The sequence below is a fragment of the Pseudomonas sp. PS02290 genome, assembly GCF_029960075.1.
Taxonomy (GTDB): Bacteria; Pseudomonadota; Gammaproteobacteria; order Pseudomonadales; family Pseudomonadaceae; genus Aquipseudomonas.
The window spans coordinates 1-18,368 of the sequence record NZ_JASCOY010000089.1 but is presented as its reverse complement, the minus strand read 5'-3'; the positions used below and the strand labels follow the sequence as shown (position 1 = coordinate 18,368).

Annotated in this window: 20 protein-coding genes; 10 read left to right on the top strand and 10 right to left on the bottom strand. The window is 59.8% G+C overall.

Annotated elements, in window-relative coordinates; translation table 11 throughout:
• Window positions 1-365 precede the first annotated feature (365 nt).
• From QMX88_RS24350 to QMX88_RS24330, 5 genes are all read left to right on the top strand, one after another.
• The gene (locus tag QMX88_RS24350; protein WP_282372805.1) at window positions 366-1,100 is read left to right on the top strand and encodes a S24 family peptidase; all 735 of its coding nucleotides are present in this window, start codon (window positions 366-368) and stop codon (window positions 1,098-1,100) included.
• Window positions 1,097-1,339 carry a hypothetical protein gene (locus QMX88_RS24345; protein WP_192173776.1) on the top strand — a complete coding sequence of 81 codons (243 nt, stop codon included), beginning with the start codon at window positions 1,097-1,099 and terminating at the stop codon, window positions 1,337-1,339. The genes QMX88_RS24350 and QMX88_RS24345 overlap by 4 nt, the downstream gene beginning before the upstream one ends.
• A gap of 120 nt (window positions 1,340-1,459) precedes the next feature.
• Window positions 1,460-1,969 carry a TIR domain-containing protein gene (locus tag QMX88_RS24340; RefSeq protein WP_282372804.1) on the top strand — a complete coding sequence of 170 codons (510 nt, stop codon included), beginning with the start codon at window positions 1,460-1,462 and terminating at the stop codon, window positions 1,967-1,969.
• A complete protein-coding gene (locus QMX88_RS24335) occupies window positions 1,969-2,820 on the top strand; it encodes a macro domain-containing protein (protein WP_282372808.1) in 852 nt (283 codons plus the stop codon). The genes QMX88_RS24340 and QMX88_RS24335 overlap by 1 nt, the downstream gene beginning before the upstream one ends.
• Entirely contained in the window at window positions 2,817-3,257 is a 441-nt protein-coding gene (locus QMX88_RS24330; protein WP_282372802.1) for an HIT family protein, read from the top strand. The genes QMX88_RS24335 and QMX88_RS24330 overlap by 4 nt, the downstream gene beginning before the upstream one ends.
• A gap of 50 nt (window positions 3,258-3,307) precedes the next feature.
• Here QMX88_RS24330 and QMX88_RS24325 read toward each other — a convergent pair whose 3' ends face one another.
• The 8 genes from QMX88_RS24325 to QMX88_RS24290 all read right to left on the bottom strand — a co-directional run bounded on the left by QMX88_RS24325 (window position 3,308) and on the right by QMX88_RS24290 (window position 10,672).
• Complete coding sequence (locus tag QMX88_RS24325; protein WP_282372801.1) at window positions 3,308-3,640, bottom strand: hypothetical protein; 333 nt, start codon at window positions 3,638-3,640, stop codon at window positions 3,308-3,310.
• A gap of 67 nt (window positions 3,641-3,707) precedes the next feature.
• The gene (locus tag QMX88_RS24320; RefSeq protein WP_282372800.1) at window positions 3,708-4,073 is read right to left on the bottom strand and encodes a hypothetical protein; all 366 of its coding nucleotides are present in this window, start codon (window positions 4,071-4,073) and stop codon (window positions 3,708-3,710) included.
• 184 nt (window positions 4,074-4,257) lie between these two features.
• The gene (locus QMX88_RS24315; RefSeq protein ID WP_282372799.1) at window positions 4,258-5,310 is read right to left on the bottom strand and encodes an ADP-ribosylglycohydrolase family protein; all 1,053 of its coding nucleotides are present in this window, start codon (window positions 5,308-5,310) and stop codon (window positions 4,258-4,260) included.
• A gap of 107 nt (window positions 5,311-5,417) precedes the next feature.
• Window positions 5,418-6,113 (bottom strand): DUF6933 domain-containing protein, encoded by a 696-nt coding sequence (locus tag QMX88_RS24310; protein WP_282372797.1) that lies wholly within the window; start codon window positions 6,111-6,113, stop codon window positions 5,418-5,420.
• A gap of 49 nt (window positions 6,114-6,162) precedes the next feature.
• A complete protein-coding gene (locus tag QMX88_RS24305; protein ID WP_282372795.1) occupies window positions 6,163-7,044 on the bottom strand; it encodes a LysR family transcriptional regulator in 882 nt (293 codons plus the stop codon).
• A gap of 58 nt (window positions 7,045-7,102) precedes the next feature.
• Window positions 7,103-7,855 (bottom strand): maleate cis-trans isomerase family protein, encoded by a 753-nt coding sequence (locus QMX88_RS24300; RefSeq protein ID WP_282372794.1) that lies wholly within the window; start codon window positions 7,853-7,855, stop codon window positions 7,103-7,105.
• Between the two features lie 355 nt (window positions 7,856-8,210).
• On the bottom strand, window positions 8,211-9,596 hold the full coding sequence (locus tag QMX88_RS24295) for an MFS transporter (protein ID WP_282372792.1): 1,386 nt from the start codon (window positions 9,594-9,596) through the stop codon (window positions 8,211-8,213).
• A gap of 134 nt (window positions 9,597-9,730) precedes the next feature.
• A complete protein-coding gene (locus QMX88_RS24290; RefSeq protein ID WP_192173787.1) occupies window positions 9,731-10,672 on the bottom strand; it encodes a LysR family transcriptional regulator in 942 nt (313 codons plus the stop codon).
• Between the two features lie 121 nt (window positions 10,673-10,793).
• Here QMX88_RS24290 and QMX88_RS24285 point away from each other — a divergent pair, with 121 nt between their 5' ends.
• Together QMX88_RS24285 and QMX88_RS24280 are read left to right on the top strand one after the other, a co-directional pair.
• Window positions 10,794-11,969, top strand: a complete 1,176-nt coding sequence (locus QMX88_RS24285; RefSeq protein ID WP_282372791.1) for a fumarylacetoacetate hydrolase family protein — start codon at window positions 10,794-10,796, stop codon at window positions 11,967-11,969.
• A gap of 48 nt (window positions 11,970-12,017) precedes the next feature.
• Window positions 12,018-13,802 carry an IlvD/Edd family dehydratase gene (locus QMX88_RS24280; protein ID WP_282372790.1) on the top strand — a complete coding sequence of 595 codons (1,785 nt, stop codon included), beginning with the start codon at window positions 12,018-12,020 and terminating at the stop codon, window positions 13,800-13,802.
• Window positions 13,803-14,169: 367 nt separating this feature from the next.
• Here QMX88_RS24280 and QMX88_RS24275 read toward each other — a convergent pair whose 3' ends face one another.
• Window positions 14,170-15,075, bottom strand: coding sequence for a LysR family transcriptional regulator (locus QMX88_RS24275; RefSeq protein WP_282372788.1), 906 nt, complete (start codon window positions 15,073-15,075; stop codon window positions 14,170-14,172).
• Between the two features lie 116 nt (window positions 15,076-15,191).
• Here QMX88_RS24275 and QMX88_RS24270 point away from each other — a divergent pair, with 116 nt between their 5' ends.
• The 3 genes from QMX88_RS24270 to nfsB are packed head-to-tail and all read left to right on the top strand — an operon-like array spanning window position 15,192 to window position 18,125.
• On the top strand, window positions 15,192-16,199 hold the full coding sequence (locus QMX88_RS24270; protein WP_282372787.1) for a zinc-binding alcohol dehydrogenase family protein: 1,008 nt from the start codon (window positions 15,192-15,194) through the stop codon (window positions 16,197-16,199).
• A gap of 56 nt (window positions 16,200-16,255) precedes the next feature.
• A complete protein-coding gene (locus QMX88_RS24265) occupies window positions 16,256-17,443 on the top strand; it encodes an L-dopachrome tautomerase-related protein (RefSeq protein WP_282372806.1) in 1,188 nt (395 codons plus the stop codon).
• Window positions 17,444-17,471: 28 nt separating this feature from the next.
• Window positions 17,472-18,125 (top strand): oxygen-insensitive NAD(P)H nitroreductase, encoded by a 654-nt coding sequence (nfsB, locus tag QMX88_RS24260; RefSeq protein WP_282372786.1) that lies wholly within the window; start codon window positions 17,472-17,474, stop codon window positions 18,123-18,125.
• Here the strand turns inward: nfsB and QMX88_RS24255 are convergent.
• Window positions 18,122-18,368: hypothetical protein (locus tag QMX88_RS24255; RefSeq protein WP_282372785.1), on the bottom strand; the 247-nt coding region annotated here is incomplete at its 5' end. The two genes, nfsB and QMX88_RS24255, sit on opposite strands and share 4 nt — an antisense overlap.

The following is an 18,368-nucleotide window of genomic DNA, read 5'->3' as shown; positions in this document are numbered from 1 at the left end:
GTTTGAGCACCCCTCCCCCATACATCCCGCTTTTTTCGCCCTCCGCCCTTACACGAATGTTTAAAACTCGCCTTCCACACACAGCGTGTTTAATGGCGCCGTTAGAATTTCTTATTTGAGCAACACCGTTTGATTCAAACTTCCCTGCCGGCCGCTTTAGTCAGGCCTTTGCGCTCGCCAATGGCTTAAGACCAACAATGACATCGGCTTCAGCCATTGTTGATGCAAAAGAAAACAGTGAATGAATCGGCCTACAAAAATAGCCGAACGTTGTAATCCTTACATTCACGCCCAGGCATGACGGCGTGCTCATTTGAACACTTCGTTCATTTAAACGAGCTTCAACCCGCCGTAAACTTCGGCCCATGAATACATCAGGTGATCGACTGCGCGGCCTTTTGCGAGAGTGCCATCTCTCCGCGACGGACTTTGCCGCCAACCGAAAAGTTACGCCCCAACACGTGAACAACTGGTTCAAGCGCGGCATCCCCATGGCGCGTATTGAAGAAGTCGCTGAACTGCTGAGCGTCAACGCGCGTTGGCTGCGCAGCGGCGAGGGCCCGAAGCACCCCGGACAAGACCGCTCAATTGCCCAGCAGCCAGACACTCAACCGTCCCGGGCCGAGCGAAGCGCCCGCGAAGAACTGGAAATGCCGGTCTACACCGAACTGGAAACGCAAAGCTCAGGCCGGACTGCGGTGGGCGAAATCCACAACCACAAAGTGCGCCTGTCCCGGCGTGTGCTTGAAACCATGGACGTGGAGCTGCACAACGCCATTTGTGTGGCAATGGTCGGCAACAGCATGGCGGACAAAATTCAGGACGGTTCGCTGATCGGCATTGATCGCGGACGCGTGCAGATCATCGATGGCGAAATGTACGCCCTGGAACACGACGGCATGCTGCGGGTGAAATACCTGTATCGCTTGCCGGGCGGCGGTTTGCGCCTGCGCAGCCACAATTGCGCCGAATACCCGGACGAGATCTTCAGCGCCGAACAGGTTCAGGCTCAGCACATTCATATTCTGGGGTGGATCTTTTGGTGGTCGACCCTCAATAACCGCCGCCACCCGGCAACGTTGGGGCGAGGCGCGCAATGAGCGTGTTTCAGAACTGGGCAGATGCCAGCAACATGGGTATCCTGCACGCCTTCGTTTCAGCACCCGTCGGCCACACGCCGATGGGTGATCGACCTGGCACCGTCTCCGTGACCTGCCCGGTCTACCTGACAAGCGCCTCCTTGCAGCGCGCACTTTTGCGGACGGGTGCGGTTAGCCAAAAACTAATCAAACCCGTCACCGAGAAGCCGGCCACAAGCCGGCTTTTTAACTTCCCATGAATACGTCGCACCGCTAACCCACGCGGCGCCTCCGCGCGCCCGAAAATCGGCAATCAATGGACTGAGCGCCTTAATCAACGAAGCGGACAACCGCCCTCGTTCCAATACAGGAAGTTCATCATGAGTTATCGCAACAAAACCTACATCGCGTTCGCCAGTGAAGACATCAAGCATTACTGGCTGATGAAAGCCTGGAAGCAGAACGAGAAAATCGACTTCGACTTTTTCAATGCCCATGACTTGTTCGAAGCGCGGGACAGCAGTTCGCCAGAGACCATCAAACGCCGACTGCGCGAACGCCTCAATAACACCAAGCAAGTCATTTTTCTGGGCAGCGAAGATGGCCGACGCAAAGGCGGTGACGGGGGTTCGTTTCTTGCCTATGAAATCGAGGTGATTCTCGAACTCGATCTCCCGATCGTTATCGCCAATCTCTGCCAAAGCAGAAACATCGTCATGGACAACATCCCCCAGCCGCTCATCGATCAAAAGCACTTCAACGTGTCCGTATCCTTCCAGCCAAAAATCATTCAGTACGCGCTGGACAACTACGTCGAGGGCTACGCGAAGAGCGAGATGCAGGGCCCCCATCGATATGTCAGCAGAATCTACAACGAGCTGAGCCTGTGATGATCATTCTTCAGGACATGCAGACGTGGCGCTTCTGGCGCCACTTTCTGGTGGCGTTGTTCGCCTGCGTCGGCGGGCTGTCGACGATCATGCAGACGTTCAACGTCATCTACCCCGGCAGCCACGCGATGGAAGGCTTCGGCATCCTGATAGCGATCATCGTGGTGTCAGTTTCCGCAGCGCTTTTCAAGTCGTGGCCGCGCCCGATTGCCGAGGAATACAACGCGCCGAAGACGCGGATCACCATCGTGCCCGGAGATCTTCTGAGAGAAGACGGCCATCTGGTGATCGGCACCAACGACACCTTCGACACGGAAACGCCGAACATCATTGCCACCTCCAGCCTGCAGGGCCAGTCGCTGCAGGTGCTTTACGGCGGCGACCTCAAGGAGCTTGATCGTCATCTGGACGATGCGTTGGTCAACACGCCCTCTATCGGCACGCTCAACAAGCCAGGCAAGCAAGTGCAATACGGTGTCGGCACCATCGCGACGCTCAAGCACGCGCACCGGCTGATCTTCTTCCTGGCCTACTGCGAAATGGACGCCCAGAACGTCGCGCGCTCCACGCCGGACAAAGTGTGGAAAGGCTTGCTCGCGCTGTGGGCCGAAGTGTCACGGCGCGGCAACGGCGGGACGATCTCGATCCCGGTGATCGGCGGCGGACAGGCGCGACTGTCCAGCGTGCTCCCCGCCCAGGACGCCATTCGTTTCACCCTGCTGTCGTTCATGTTCGCCTCCCGCAACTCGAAGGTCTGCGACGAACTGCGCATCGTCGTCCGCCCCGACGACTACCGAAAACTTGACCGGCTGGAGCTGCAGTCCTTTCTTTCATCGCTGAGGTCCTCATGAACCCGGAAACCAGCCTCGATCTGCCGGACAACCCCGACTGCGCGTTCTGTGCGTACCTGAAGGGTAAACGGCCCTACACCATCCTCTCCTGCACCACACACACCGCGACTTTCGTGACTCGAGAACAACGGGGCCATCCCCACTTGCTGGTGCTGCCACAGCGGCACGTGCCCTCGTTGCTGGAAATGACCGACGAGGAAGTGGCGGCGGTGGCGGTCGAAGTGCGCAACGCGGCGAGGCTGATTGAAAAGGCGTACGCGAAAACCGGGATTGCGGTGTGGCAGAACAACGGCGTGCCGGCGGGCCAGGCGATCGGGCACGTGCACTTTCATGTGGCGGGGACGTTGCCGGGCGGGGGGACGGAGTTTGGGGAGGTGCAGGAGATATCGGTGATGGAGACGGATGAGATTGCGCGGCTGTTGCTGGAGGCGAGATAGGTGTGGCCGGTGCGCTAGTCGCTTTCGAACAACCCTGCGCCGTCTCCCAATCAGAATCCGAAAAGCTTTTTCCTTCGGATTTTAATTTCGCTGTCGAGCAATGCGGATACGGTGGTCAGGAATACATACAGGTCGCCTTCGAAGCAATCTTCGGCGAAGGAAGTATCTTGACCAAAGGGCGGATCGACGTACTTCAACCCATCAGCAGTCATATTCTTCCGGATATAGGTCTTTATTTCTCGTTTGAACAGGATTGCGTGCAGCAGATCCAGGAACCCATAGCCGATGCATTCCTTGACTATCTGAGGAAGCGTGAGGGGTTCAAATCCTTTCTTTTCTTCTTCATCTAAGAACTCGCCAACTGCATCGCCTACGGAGAACATGAATCCATGTATATATGCGTATCGCATGTTTAGCCTTGGATAAATAAATTACATTTCAACGGCACGGTTAGAACCGGAACAGCCTTTGTCTTACAACCTTGATTTCGGCATCCAGCAAGACCAAGACGCTCGACAAAAAATCATAAAGATCACCTTCAAAATAATCTTCTGCGAACGACGTTTCCTGCCCGAACGGAGGGTACACATACGCTAACCCGTCAGCGGTCATGTATCGTCTGAGGTAGGACTTGATTTGCCGCTTGAGGATCACGGCATGGACAAGCTCCACGACCCCTCCTTTACCAAAGGACTTTCTAACGATCTCTGAAAGATTGAGCGGTTGGAACCCGGCCTTTTCTTCATCTAATAAAAACTCGCCAACGCCTTCGCCAACCTCGTACATAAAACTGTGCAGATGGAGGTAGTTACTCATGAGCCCTTCATAAGCTTCTCAGCAAAATCCCTAACCGAGGGTATGGAGTCGGGAGCACAGCCTCCAGAATCAGCCAAACCCTGTTGAATGTAGGTTATAGGTAACGCTTACATTCGGTCAGCAGGCTGCTGACCAAATCGATCGTCTGCCATGGCCGGTCCATTCAACAGAACGCCCAGCCCTATCAGCCCCCCGGATACCGCTTCCAAATCTCATCATCAAACTCCCCGCCATACCCCGAATAATCCCTAGGCACCCGCTCAATATCCTCCGCCACCGTTTCAATCACTCCACGCAACTCGAGCGGCGCAAGCCAGCGATCCGGGATCGCTTCAACGCCGTGCTGAATACCCAGCAGATGCCCGGCAATCAGCCCGGTGCTGTCACTGTCGCCGCTATGATTCACGGCATTGATCACGCCGTCTTCGAACGATGTTGCAGTCAGTGCGCACCAGATGCCAATCGCCAAGGCTTCTTCCGCGATCCATCCGCCGCCCAACTCCTCGATCCGCTCGGGGGTTGGGCGGTGGCCTTCGTATCTAAAGAACAGCACGCGCTCGACCAGGGCACGTGTTTCTTCCATGCCGGGTTTCTGGCCGTGTTCGGCCAGGCTTTTGGCAATGGCGTCATCCAGGCTGTCTTGGTGGTCGACGATGCGCTGGAGAATGTCGGCGAAAAGACCGCCTGCCAGGTAGCCCGTTGGGTGACCGTGGGTCAGACGGCCGGATTCGGCGGCGTTGTCGAAAGCGTTGGGGAAGAAAGCGCACGGCGCGACACGCATGACGGCGCCACAGCCTTTGCTGTCGTTTTGGGCGAAAGAGCCAAATTCCGTACTGGCCTTCAATGCGCTTAGGCAGGTGAGGCCGGGCGCGCGGCGGGACCACAACTCGCGTTCATGCACCAGCCAGCCATTCAGGCTGACGTCTGTGGCAGGCGAGTAATCCTGGGTTATCAGCCAGCGCAGCAACGCATGGTGGATGACGCCGGGTACATGGCAGATACCGCGTGAGATGCCGCGCACATGAGCGCGAAGTAGACCTTCAGCGGTGAAGAGCATCATTTGAGTGTCGTCGGTGATGGCGCCAAGTCGCCCGTAAGCCGGGACGAAATCGACGATGCCACGCGCACCGAGCGTCGCGTGGATGTCGTTCCATTTGAGAAATTCGACCGGCGCACCCAGCGCATCGCCCACCGCGCCGCCGAGCAGGCAGCCTTTGATCCGTTCAAGTCTGTTCATCTGTGCTTCCTTACACTGGCTGCATCATGGTTTTGAGCGATTCGAGCGTTGTTTCAAGTGGCTCAACATAGGCTCTTTTTGCACGCGAAGTCCTGATCTTCTATGTGTTAATCCTCAAATTCAGGCCCAAGATCGTGCTCACGTCGACGTGACCTCCAGCTCTTATACCCCTCCGAAATCTCCACCTCGGTCATCACCATTCCGAACCTCGGACAAGCCTGCTTCAGCTCCAGCTCAGCCGGAATGAAGTAATCCCCGCCCCTGATTGATCGGAGCATACCGTTGGGCACCTCACCGAAGGCGATGAGACTCGGCGCCTCAACTGGCAGCCCTTTTCCTTCGTAGGCATCGTATGCAGCCATGTAGAGCACATCATTGATGTGGGCTTGAACACTCCGATCGCTACGCTTGAAGAAATGCACAGGCTGGAGGCTTTCTTCCAACAGATCAACGTGTCGCTGGAGCTCAGACTGAGGCGGAATTTGCCCGCGAACATTACCCGCCAACACAAGCACTTCAAGAATGTATCGAGCACTGAACTGCTGCAGAAAACCCTGCACGTCGTTGCGTTTCAGGCCCACAAACATCATTGCGTAGCGCGTGTCGACTTTCATGGCGAGCAGGACATGAGTCCTGCCGAATTTGGTGACGTGCAGTTGCCAGCGATCCACTCGATCGTGGGCTGCGCTGTCCGGTTCCAGCGATTGGGCAGCGGCGGAGGGCTGCACAGCGCTGATGATTTCGCCCTTCACTTTCTTCGAAAAAAAATCAGCGGCGTCTTTGGTGCAATCAAAAATCAGCATAGGGATGGAGGGTCCATTCGGCGATGGTCGAGGATACCGGCGATCAGCCTCACCCCGCCAACACATGCCGCAAAAACAACGCCCCCGCCACCGACAAACCTTCCCGCGACCTCACGCAAACGTTGAGTTCGCGACTGGCCCATCCCTCTTCCAGCTGAACCACTTCCGCACCCTCCATTCGGTAAATCCCTACGCTGCCTTCGGGCATGATGCCGATGCCCACGCCTGCCTGAACCATCAGGCTCAGCGCGTCATAGCTAGCGACTTCCATGCGGATCCTCAGGGAGCGACCGAGGTCGTTGGCGGCTTTGATCAGCTGGAAATTCAAGTGGGTGCCGCTGCGCAGGGCGACGTATTCATGGTCGAGGGTGTCGCTGAAGCGCACGGATTCGCGGCCTGCCAGCGGGTGGTCGTTGGGCACGATCAAGACCAGGCGGTCGGTGCGGAACGGGAAGACTTGGATGTCGGCGCCATGGGGCAGGCGCGTGAAGATGCCGATCTCGGCGCGGTTTTCGGCGACGGCTTTGGTGATCGCCAGGCTTTGGTGTTCTTCGAGGACGATGTTGATCAGCGGGTAAAGCGCCATGAACGACTTGATCAAGCCGGGCATGAATTGGGTGATGGCAGATATGTTCGCCAGCACGTGCACCGAGCCGCGCGTGCCGTTGGAGTAGTCGCGCATCTGCAGGACGATGTCGTTGAGGTTGTTCAGCGCGCTGCGGGCCATGAACAGCAGCGACAGGCCGGCGTCGGTCGGGGTGATGCCTTTGTTGGTGCGGTTGAGCAGCCGGGAATCGAGCAGCTCTTCCAGTTCGCTGAGCCGCTTGCTGACGGCCGCCGCCGCAATGTGTTCGCGCTTGGCGGCAGCAGCAATGGTGCCTTCTTCAACGACGCTGACGAAGAGGCGCAGCGAGACAGGGTCGAGTTTCATGTGGGGTACCGGGCGTGCTGGCCTGAGTGGCCGCCATAGTACCCCGTCAGACATCGCCTCAGAACGCGCCCGACAATAGATGCCCGGCGTTGGGAACCTGCGCTTTAATGCCGAGGGTTTTGAGCATCTGGTAGACGGTCGCCACGGAGGCGGACAGCACCGGTTTATCCAGCCGATCTTGTACGATCTGGATGGCGGGCAGCGAAGGCATCTGCACGCAGCACGACAGCACCACCCCGTCGGCCTGTCCGATGTTGAGCCGGTTAGCGTGGGAAACCAGATCCATCGGGTCGAGCCGCCCGACTTGCAGGTTGTCGGAGACTTCCAGGCTGATGGCGTCCACCACCTCGATGCCGGCCGCTTCGATGTAGTCGATGACCTGTTGGGTGAGTGGCTTCATGTAGGGCGTGATGATCGACACTTTCTTGTAGTCGAGCATCTGCAGGCTGTCGATCAGCGCGCCGGCCGAGCTGAGCACGGGTGCGTCGGACGCGTTGCTGGCGACGGTTTTGCTCAAGCGCTCCTGGGAGACTTTGTGGTAACCGGCGCCCTGACACATGATTGCCACCAGGCAGGCGTACGCCATGACATCGACCCGGGCATCGCTCAATTCCAGCGCGCAGCGGTCGCTGTCGATGTCCATCTTTTTCAGTTCTTCGGGGCTGACTTTCATCATGCGCATGCGGGACGAATGGAAAGTGAAGCGCTCGTCCGGAAACAGGGAATACCGCGACGTGAGCATCGCCGGGATCTCGGTTTCCATGGTGGTGTTGGAGCTGGGGACGATCTGGCCAATCCGGAAGTTTCTCACAGGGTCTTCTCCATTTCGCCGACGGCGAGGTCATGTGCGACCGATGCTAGGAGTGACGGTGAGCTGCGTATATCAGGCAATGGCGAGCCTGCCATCGCGGCTGGCGATGGCAGGCAAAAAGATAGGGATGACCGGGGCACGATATTAGTGCTGGCACCCGTTCATGTGGGAGCGAGCTTGGTCTGGGCCGCATCCGGACGAAGAGGCAGGAACATCCGCTGAATCTTCGGCGACTGAAATGCCGTCTTCGTGAGCAAGCTCACTCCCACAGGGACCGTGTTACTACGCGAAAGTGTGGAACGTCTGGACGCCGGGAATCTCCCAAAGGGAAAAGCGTGTGTCCGCTCTATCCCGATTACGCGTGAGAAAGCACCTCGCCTCGCGCAGGCGCTTCGGCCTTGTGATTGCCCAACATCGCCCGAGGGATGGACAGAATCAGTCCGGCGCTGATGAACAAGCAGGCGCCCAGCACGTAGGTGCCGTTGTTGATGTTGCCCGTGAGGTTCTCGGCCACGGCGGTGATCATCGAGCCGGTGAAACCCGACAGGTTGCCGATGGCGTTGATCATGCCAATCCCCGCAGCCGCCGCGACGCCGGAGAGCACGGTGCCCGGCAGGGTCCAGTAGATCGGCATCAGGCTCAGCACGCCGGAGGCGGACACGCTCAGGAAGATGATCGACACCACCACGTTACTGGCGAAGTAGGCGCTGAGGATCAAGCCGATGCCGCCGATGATGGCCGGAATTGCGGCGTGCCAGCGGCGCTCGCCGGTCTTGTTGGAGTGCCGCGCGTTGAGGGTCATGGCGATCACGGCGATGCCATAGGGAATGGCCGTCAGCAAACCGATGTCCAGCGGATTGGAGACGCCGGCGCTTTTGATGATCGACGGCATCCAGAACGCCAGCCCGTAGAAACCGGTGTTGAACGTCAGCAGGATCAGCACCAGCAGCCACACGCGTCCGTTGAAAAACACCTCGCGCAGACTGGTCGCCTTGCCTTTGCTGTCGGTCTCCAGGTTGGCCTTGAGCATGGCCTTTTCCTGGGGCGACAGCCATTTGGCCGCGTCGATGTTATTGGCCATGAACGCCAGCACCACAAAGGCCATTACCACCGAAGGCAGGCCTTCGATGATCAGCAGCCACTGCCAGCCGGCCATGCCGTTGACGCCCTGCATTCGGGTCATCAACCAGCCGGAAATCACACCGCCCAGCGTCAGACTGATCGGCATCGCCATCAGGAAACCGGCCATCACCCGGCTTTGACGACGGGTAGGAAACCAGTAGTTGAGGTAAAGGATGACGCCGGGAAAGAAGCCCGCCTCACAGATGCCGAGCAGAAAGCGCAGCACGTAGAACATGGTTTCCGATTCGATGTGGAAAAACTTCGCCAGCGGCACGGTAAACGCGACGGCCATGGATACGATGGCCCAGGTGAGCATGATCCGGGCGATCCAGAACCGCGCGCCGAAGCGATGCAGCAACAGGTTGCTAGGGACTTCGAAGAGGAAATAGCCCCAGAAGAACATGCTCGCGCCGAGGGCATAGATGGTGTTGCTGAATTGCAGATCGTTGAGCATGTCCAGCTTGGCGAAGCCGATGTTCACGCGGTCCAGATACGCCGCCATGTAACACAAGAGCAGGACGGGAAGGATGCGCAGAATGACTTTGCGGTAGGTGCGGTCTTCAAAGCTGGCGTGCCCGGGACCCGAGGACTCGGGCAGGCGCTGGGAAACGGTTTCCATGGTGGGACCTCCAGGCACTCGGAGGCGCCTGTATTGTTGTTATGTGAGGGTCGAAACACGGAGCGATGTTACTGACAGCGGCGTTGATTAGGATAATGACTTGTTTCCATTGATTGATAACGCTGCGTTATCGCTTACTGACGCGCCAGCTGCGCATTCGCCAGCAGAATTTCGGCAAATTCTGACGCCGCCCCGAGCAACGGCTCACCTCGGCGGGTGAGGATTCCGTAATCCTGGGGCGCCAGTTTCAGCGGCGTGTTCAGCACTTTCAGCAGGCCGGAATCCAGATGCGGCTGCGCCATGGAAGCCGGCAACATGGCGATCATCGGCCCCGCCTGCAGCACTTGCAGAAAGGTCTGCATCGAGATGGTGTCGATGGTGTTCTTCGGCACAGGAATTCCAGCTTTGGCGAACGCCTGCTCCATCCGGGCGCGAATCGGGGTGCCCAGCGGGTACAGAATCCACGGCCAGTTTCCGAGCGCCTGCAGCGGCGTCTGTGCCAGTTCGGTCAGCGGATGGCGACTGTTGACAACCATGCAGAACGGCTCCGGCGCCAACGCCTGAAAGTCGTACACCTGCTGCTGGTTTTCATTGGTGTAGCGCGCCACCGCGAGGTCGAGCTTCTTGTCGTCGAGCATTTCCATCAGGTGGTCGCTGGTCTGCTCCACCACTTCGATCGACAGCAGCGGCCAACGCTGTTTCAACTGCACGATAGCTTCCGGCAGCACCACCGCAGTCGCCGCGAAGATCGCCCCCACTTTAAGAAAACCATGCCCGCCCTCGCGCAGGCTGCTGATCTGATCAACGAACTTGCTCGCGTCATTCAGGGCGATTTGTGCGTAGCGCACCACATGTTCGCCGAGGGCGGTAGGCGGCATGTTGCGCGGCAGGCGCTCGAACACATCGAAGCCCAGCAGCCGCTCGATCTCCCGCAGCATTTTGCTCACCGCTGGCTGGCTAAGATTCATGTGCTGCGCCGCCGCGTGCATGTTGCGAGTGCGCGCCAGGGTTTCGATGAGCACCAGGTGCTTGAACTTGAGCCAGTTACAGACCGTGGAAAAGGAAATGTCTGACATGAGGAAGGCCTCGATGAGCGATAACCCAGTGTTATCGATTACTGAGCAGATGTCATTGGAGTTTATCGCCGGTGCTGATTAGGGTCGTTCGTAAATCATAAAAAGCGTTGAGGACTTCACCATGCCCATCCAGCTCACTCCCGAAAACACCCTCCCCGCCGACGGCCTCAATGGCACGTTGATCGGTCGCGCGTGGGTGCCCGGACACATCAGCGGCCCATCGCCTGTGGTGCTGCGCAACGACGGCGTGTTCGATCTTTCATCGAGCTTCGCCACCTTGAGTGAGCTGCTGGAGCTCGAATCACCTCTGGCCGCCGTGCGTGAAGCCCAGGGCAAACGTGTCGCCAGCCTCGAAGAACTGCTGGCGAATTCGACCGCAACGCCTGATCCCAACAAGCCGTACCTGCTGGCGCCGGCGGACCTGCAAGTGATCAAGGCCGCAGGGGTGACCTTCGCCGCAAGCATGATCGAGCGGGTGATCGAAGAACAGGCGGCAGGCGATCCGGCCAAGGCGGAGAGCGTGCGCGCGATCGTGCAGAACGCCATCGGCGACAACCTGCGAAACATCAAGCCGGGCTCCGAACAGGCGAGCACCCTCAAGGCGCTGCTGATCGAGCAAGGCATGTGGTCGCAGTACCTTGAAGTCGGCATCGGGCCGGACGCCGAGATTTTCACCAAAGCGCCCGTGCTGGCGGCGGTGGGCAGCGGCAGCCAGGTGGGTATTCATCCGAAATCGGAGTGGAACAACCCCGAGCCGGAAGTGGTGCTGGCGGTGAACAGTCGCGGGCAGATCCACGGCGCAACCCTGGGCAATGACGTCAACTTGCGCGACTTCGAAGGCCGCAGCGCGCTGCTGTTGAGCAAGGCCAAGGATAACAACGCCTCGTGCTCGATCGGCCCGTTCATTCGGCTGTTTGACGAAACCTTCTCCCTGGATGACGTGCGCAACTGCGTGGTCGATCTGCAGGTAAAAGGCGATGACGGTTACGTGATGAAAGGCTCAAGCTCGATGTCGCAGATCAGCCGTGATCCCGCTGACATTGCCGGCCAGGCGCTCAACGCCAACCATCAATACCCGGACGGCTTCCTGCTGTTTCTCGGCACCCTCTTCGCCCCGACCGCCGACCGCGACCATGCCGGTGGCGGTTTCACCCACAAGCTGGGCGATCAGGTCAGTATCAGCAGCAGCCTGTTCGGCGGCCTGCACAATGAGGTGACCCACAGCAGTGACGCGGCGCCGTGGACGTTCGGCGTCGGCGCGTTGATACGCAATCTCGCCGTGCGCGGTTTGTTGTAGCGCTGAACACCTTACGCAGCACACCTAATTCCAAGAGAGACCCGAACCATGTCCGACACGCCGAAACGCCCCCTTCGCAGCCAGCAATGGTTCGATGATCCGGAACACGCCGACATGACGGCGCTGTACGTCGAGCGCTACATGAACTACGGCCTGACCCGCGAGGAGCTGCAATCGGGCCGACCGATCATCGGCATCGCTCAGACGGGTTCTGATCTGGCGCCCTGCAATCGTCATCACCTGGAACTCGCCCAGCGGGTCAAGGCCGGCATTCGTGATGCGGGCGGGATTCCGATGGAGTTTCCGGTCCACCCGATGGCCGAGCAGACCCGCCGTCCGACCGCTGCCCTGGACCGTAACCTGGCGTACCTCGGGCTGGTGGAAATTCTCCACGGCTACCCGCTGGATGGCGTTGTCCTCACCACCGGCTGCGACAAAACCACCCCGGCCTGCCTGATGGCGGCAGCGACCACCGACCTGCCAGCGATTGTATTGTCCGGCGGGCCGATGCTCGACGGTCGGCACAAGGGCGAGTTGATTGGTTCCGGTACGGTGCTCTGGCATGCGCGCAATCTGCTGTCGGCCGGTGAGATCAATTACGAAGGCTTCATGGAAATGACCACCGCCGCGTCGCCGTCGGTGGGCCACTGCAACACCATGGGCACCGCGCTTTCGATGAACGCGCTGGCCGAAGCGCTGGGCATGTCGCTGCCGGGTTGCGCGAGTATTCCGGCGGCGTACCGCGAACGCGGGCAGATGGCCTACATGACCGGCAAGCGGATCTGCGATCTGGTCCGCGAAGACGTGCGCCCCTCGCAGATCATGACCCGCGAGGCGTTTGAAAACGCGATCGCGGTGGCGTCGGCGCTGGGTGCTTCGAGTAACTGCCCGCCGCACTTGATCGCCATCGCCCGGCACATGGGCGTCGAGTTGAGCCTCGACGACTGGCAGCGCATCGGCGAAGACGTGCCGTTGCTGGTCAATTGCATGCCGGCCGGGAAGTACCTGGGGGAAGGCTTTCACCGCGCAGGCGGCGTGCCCGCGGTGATGCACGAGCTGCAGAAGGCCGGCAAGCTGCACGGAGAATGCGGCACGGTCTCCGGCAAAACCATTGGTGACATCGTGCGCAACGCCGTCGCCCACGACGCTGACGTGATCCGTCCGTACGAAGACCCGCTCAAACACCGCGCCGGTTTTATCGTGCTGAGCGGCAATTTTTTCGACAGCGCGATCATGAAGATGTCGGTGGTCGGCGAGGCCTTCCGCAAAACCTATCTGTCCGAGCCGGGCGCGGAGAACAGCTTCGAGGCGCGAGCCATTGTGTTCGAGGGCCCGGAGGACTACCACGCGCGGATCAACGACCCTTCGCTGGAAATCGACGAGCGCTGCATTCTGGTGATCCGCGGCGCCGGCACAGTCGGTTATCCCGGCAGCGCCGAAGTGGTGAACATGGCGCCGCCGTCTGCGCTGATCAAGCAGGGCATCGATTCGCTGCCGTGCCTGGGCGATGGCCGGCAGAGCGGGACCTCGGCCAGTCCCTCGATCCTCAATATGTCGCCCGAAGCGGCGGTGGGCGGCGGCCTTGCGTTGCTGAAAACCAACGACCGGCTGCGCGTGGATTTGAATAACCGCAGCGTCAACGTGCTGGTCAGCGACGAGGAGATGGCCGCGCGCCGCGCGCTGTTCGAACCGAAGATGCCGGCCTCGCAAACCCCGTGGCAGGAGCTGTATCGGCAGTTGGTGGGGCAGTTGTCCACCGGCGGATGTCTGGAGCCAGCGACCTTGCATTTGCGGGTCATCGCACGAAGCGGAGAGCCACGGCATTCCCATTAACGCCGCAGATGTGTCGGCTGCCAAGTGACGCGGAGCGTCACGAGCGGCATTACCACGCGGAGCGTGGGAACGATCAGGTCTGGAGCACGACGCTACTCAAACTGTGGGAGCGAGCTTGCTCGCGAAGAGGCCAGTACATTCGCCAAATCTTCAGCGGTTGAAATGCCGTCTTCGTGAGCAAGCTCACTCCCACATATTCTGCGTTCGCTCAAGTTGGTGGCGCACCGCAGGATCCACTACAGACCTTGATCGTTCCCACGCTCTGCGTGGGAACGCATTTCTGGACGCTCCGCGTCCGCCGTCAGATGACGCAGAGCGTCAGGGGCGGCATTACCACGCGGAGCGTAGGAACGATCACAACTCATACTCACAACAACGCCGGCAACCCCTTCTCCATTCCGGCAAAGCGGTTTTTCAACAGCGAATGCAACTGCTGCACCGCCGGTGAAAACTGTTTGCGGTGCGGGCAAACCAGATTCAGCGGGGTCGGTTCGCTCGGGTAATCCGGCAGCAACAGTTCCAGCCGTCCGGCGTGCACGTCCTCGCAGACATCCAGCCACGACTTGTACGCCACCCCCTGCCCCGCCACCGCCCAGCGTCTCACCAGATCTGCGTCATCGGTGAGCAACGGGCCTGACACCGAAAACACCCGGCCACCGAGCCGCCATTTGTCGTACACCCGCCCCGCCAGCGTAAACAGGAGACACTCGTGTCGCAGCAAGTCATCAGACACCATCGGACGGCCCTTGCGCGCCAAGTAGTCCGGCGATGCCACCAACACCCGGCGATTCCACGGCGCCAGCGCCAACGCGATGTAGTTCGCGTCTTCAATCACGCCGTAGCGGATGGCGACGTCTACCGGATCGCGAAACAGATCGGCCACCTGATCGGAGATAAACAGGCGCAGATTCAGCGCCGGGTGCTGGCTGCGAAAATCCGTCAGCCACGGCAGCAGCATGTTTCGCCCCAGATCCGACGGCGCCGCCACCTGCAGCGTGCCTTGCAGCTCAGCGCTTTCCCGCTGCAGCTTTTCCCGGCCATCCCGTAACGCATCGAGCACCGTCTGGGCGGTCGGCAGGTACTGCTCGCCTTCAGCGGTGAGACGCAAACTGCGCGTCGAGCGGGCAAACAGGCGAATATCCAGCTCGCGTTCGAGGCGCTTGATAGCCGCCGCGACTTGCCCCGGCAGCAGATCAACCTCCCGCGCGGCATTGGAGAAGCTGCCCAGCGCGGCGGTGCGAACGAACAGGGTCAGATCGTCGATGCGGATCATTTTCACTCCAGCCGTGAAAGTGTTGCCGGATTCTGCTGGTTTTTCTGCCTGACGAACAAGAACAAGATGGGTCCAACGTTTTAGCCACCTTCTGTCCACTGACGAGAGAGATCGCCATGAAAGCCGTCGCCTTCACCCAACACGGTCTGCCCATCGAAGACCCCAATGCGCTGCTCGATATGGATTTGCCCAAGCCAACGCCCGGCTCTCGTGATTTGCTGGTCGAAGTCAAAGCGATTTCGGTGAACCCGGTGGACACAAAAATCCGCGCCGGCTCTGCCGCTACGGAACCCAAAGTGGTCGGCTGGGACGCCGTCGGGGTTGTTCGCGAAACAGGCAGCGACGTCACGCTATTCAAAGCCGGGGACGAAGTGTTCTACGCCGGTTCCATCGCACGTCCCGGCAGCTACAGCGAATTCCACCTTGTGGATGAGCGCATCGTCGGGCACAAACCCAAGACACTCGACAACGCCCACGCCGCCGCGCTGCCGCTGACCTCGATCACCGCCTGGGAATTGCTGTTTGACCGTCTGGGCGTTGAAGAAGGCGGCGGCGAAGGTGGCAGCCTGCTGATCGTCGGTGCCGGTGGCGGCGTCGGTTCGATTCTGGTGCAACTGGCCCGCCAACTGACCAAGCTGACCGTGATCGGCACGGCGTCCCGTCCGGAAACCCGCGAGTGGGTCGAAAGCCTGGGCGCCCACCACGTCATCGATCACAGCCAGCCGCTGGTCGAGCAGCTGAACCAGATCGGCGTCGGCCAGGTGAGCCATGTCGCCAGCCTGACCCACACCGATTCGTACTTCACGCAGCTGATCGAGGCCCTCAAACCACAAGGCCAGTTGGCGCTGATCGATGACCCGAAATCCCTGGACGTGGTGCCGATGAAACGCAAGGCCCTGTCGCTGCACTGGGAACTGATGTTCACCCGCTCGCTGTACGAAACGCCGGACATGATTGCCCAGCATGAACTGCTTAATCGTGTCGCGGACCTGATCGATCAGGGCGTGCTTAAAACCACCCTCGGTGAGCATTTCGGCGCGATCAATGCTGAAAACCTGCGCCGCGCCCACGCCGTGATCGAAAACGGCAAGGCCAAGGGCAAGATCGTTCTCGAAGGTTTCTGAACCTGTTTCCATTATTTGAATGGCCTGCTGCGGCAGGCCGGGAGTCGTTTGTGTCCATGAAACAGAACATGATGGTGTCGGCGCTGGCCCTGTCAGTCGCTTTGATCAGCCAGACCGGCATCGCCGCCACGATCGCGACCACCGCGCTACCCGCCAATGCACCGGCGGAAAAAACCATCGGTCAGCTTGAGCAGGTGTTCAGCTTCCACGACGCCATGCCCACCGGCGTGACCGTGACGGAAACCGGGCGCATTTTCGTCAACTTCCCGCACTGGGGCGACGACGTGCCGTTTACCGTGGGTGAGATTCGTGACGGCAAAGTCGTCGCCTACCCCGATGCCGCCATCAACAAAGAAGACCCCAAAAACCCGGCCACAGGGCTGATCAGCGTGCAAAGCGTGGTCGCCGACGGTCAGGGCCGCGTCTGGTTGCTGGACACCGCCGCACCGAATTTCGCCGCGCCAAAAGCCGGCGGCGCCAAGCTGGTGGCGGTTGATCTGGCCAGTAACAAGGTGGTCAAAACCCTGGTCTTCCCGGCCAACGTCATCCTGCCGAGCACCTACGTCAACGACATGCGCTTTGATTTTCGCAGCGGCAGGGAAGGCACGGTTTACGTGACGGATTCGTCGGTCTCCGGGCCCGGCGCGATCATTGTCATGGACATCGCCAGCGGCAAGGCGACACGTCGCTTGAGCGGCGCAAAATCCACTTCGGCCGATCCTGACTTCAAACCGGTCGTCGAAGGCCAAACCGCATTGGTGACCAAAGGCCCTGACGGCAAGCCGAAAACCATGGCCGTTGCGTCTGATGGCATCGCCCTGTCCCCTGACGGCAAGACACTGTATTTCAGCGCGCTTTCCAGTCGCCACCTGTATGCAGTGCCTACCGGGATGCTGCGTGATGCAAGTGTGAGCGAGGCGCAACTGAACGCTGCGGTCAAAGATCTCGGCGAAAAAGGCGCGTCGGACGGTCTGGAAGCCGATGCCAACGGCGCGGTCTACGCCGGCGACTACGAACACAACGGCATCCGCAAACGCCTGGCCGACGGCAGCTGGCAGACCGTCGTTCACGACCCTCGCGTGCTGTGGCCGGACACCTTGTCGGTCGGGCCGGATGGCTACCTGTATTTCACCGCCAACCAGCTGCAGCGCCAGGCCGGTTTCCACGATGGCAAGGATCTGCGCGAAAAACCCTACAGCCTGCTGCGGGTGAAGATCGACGCCGCGCCTGCACCGACTCGCTGATTCCGTTTTCCAATTCCGGAGATCCACCATGCAACTGACCGCACTGGCAAAATCGCGCTACACCACCAAAGCCTACGACGCCTCACGCAAGATCCCGCAGGAAACGATCCACGAGTTGCTGGAGCAACTGCGTCACAGCCCGTCATCGGTGAACTCGCAGCCATGGCACTTCATCGTCGCCTCCGATGAGCAGGGCAAAGCGCGCGTGGCCAAGTCGGCGGAGGGTAGTTTTGCCTATAACGAAGCGAAGATGCTCAATGCCTCTCACGTCGTAGTGCTTTGCACCCGCACTGAAATGCCGGAATCGCACCTGCACGCCGTACTGGCCCAGGAAGCGGCTGACGGGCGCTTCGCCAACGACGAGGCCAGAGCCGGTCAAGACAAAACCCGTCGTGGCTACGTGGACATGCACAAATTCGATCAGAAGGACCTGCAGCACTGGATGGAAAAGCAGACCTATCTGGCGCTGGGCACCTTGCTGTTGGGCGCGGCATCGCTCGGCCTGGATGCGACACCGATGGAAGGCTTCGATTTCAAGAAGCTCGACGAAGAATTGGGCCTGCGCGACAAGGGTTTCACCAGCCTGGTCGTGGTCAGCCTGGGCTACCGCAGCGACAGCGATTTCAACGCCAAACTGCCGAAATCGCGCCTGCCGGCCGAGACGGTGTTTACCTTCCTTTAACCCTTGCCGCACACACCTGTAGGAGTGAGCTTGCTCTGGGCCGCATCCGGACGAAGACGCTCGTTCAGCCGCTGAAGATTTATCGGATGTCCCGGCCTATTCGCGAGCAAGCTCGCTCCCACAGGTCCATCATCTGCGGCCAACATCCGCGAGGCAGATGCAATTCTTGTGGGAGCGAGCTTGCTCGCGAAGAAGGTATTTGAGCCGCTGATTTTTTTGCGGATGTTCGGGCCTCTTCGCGAG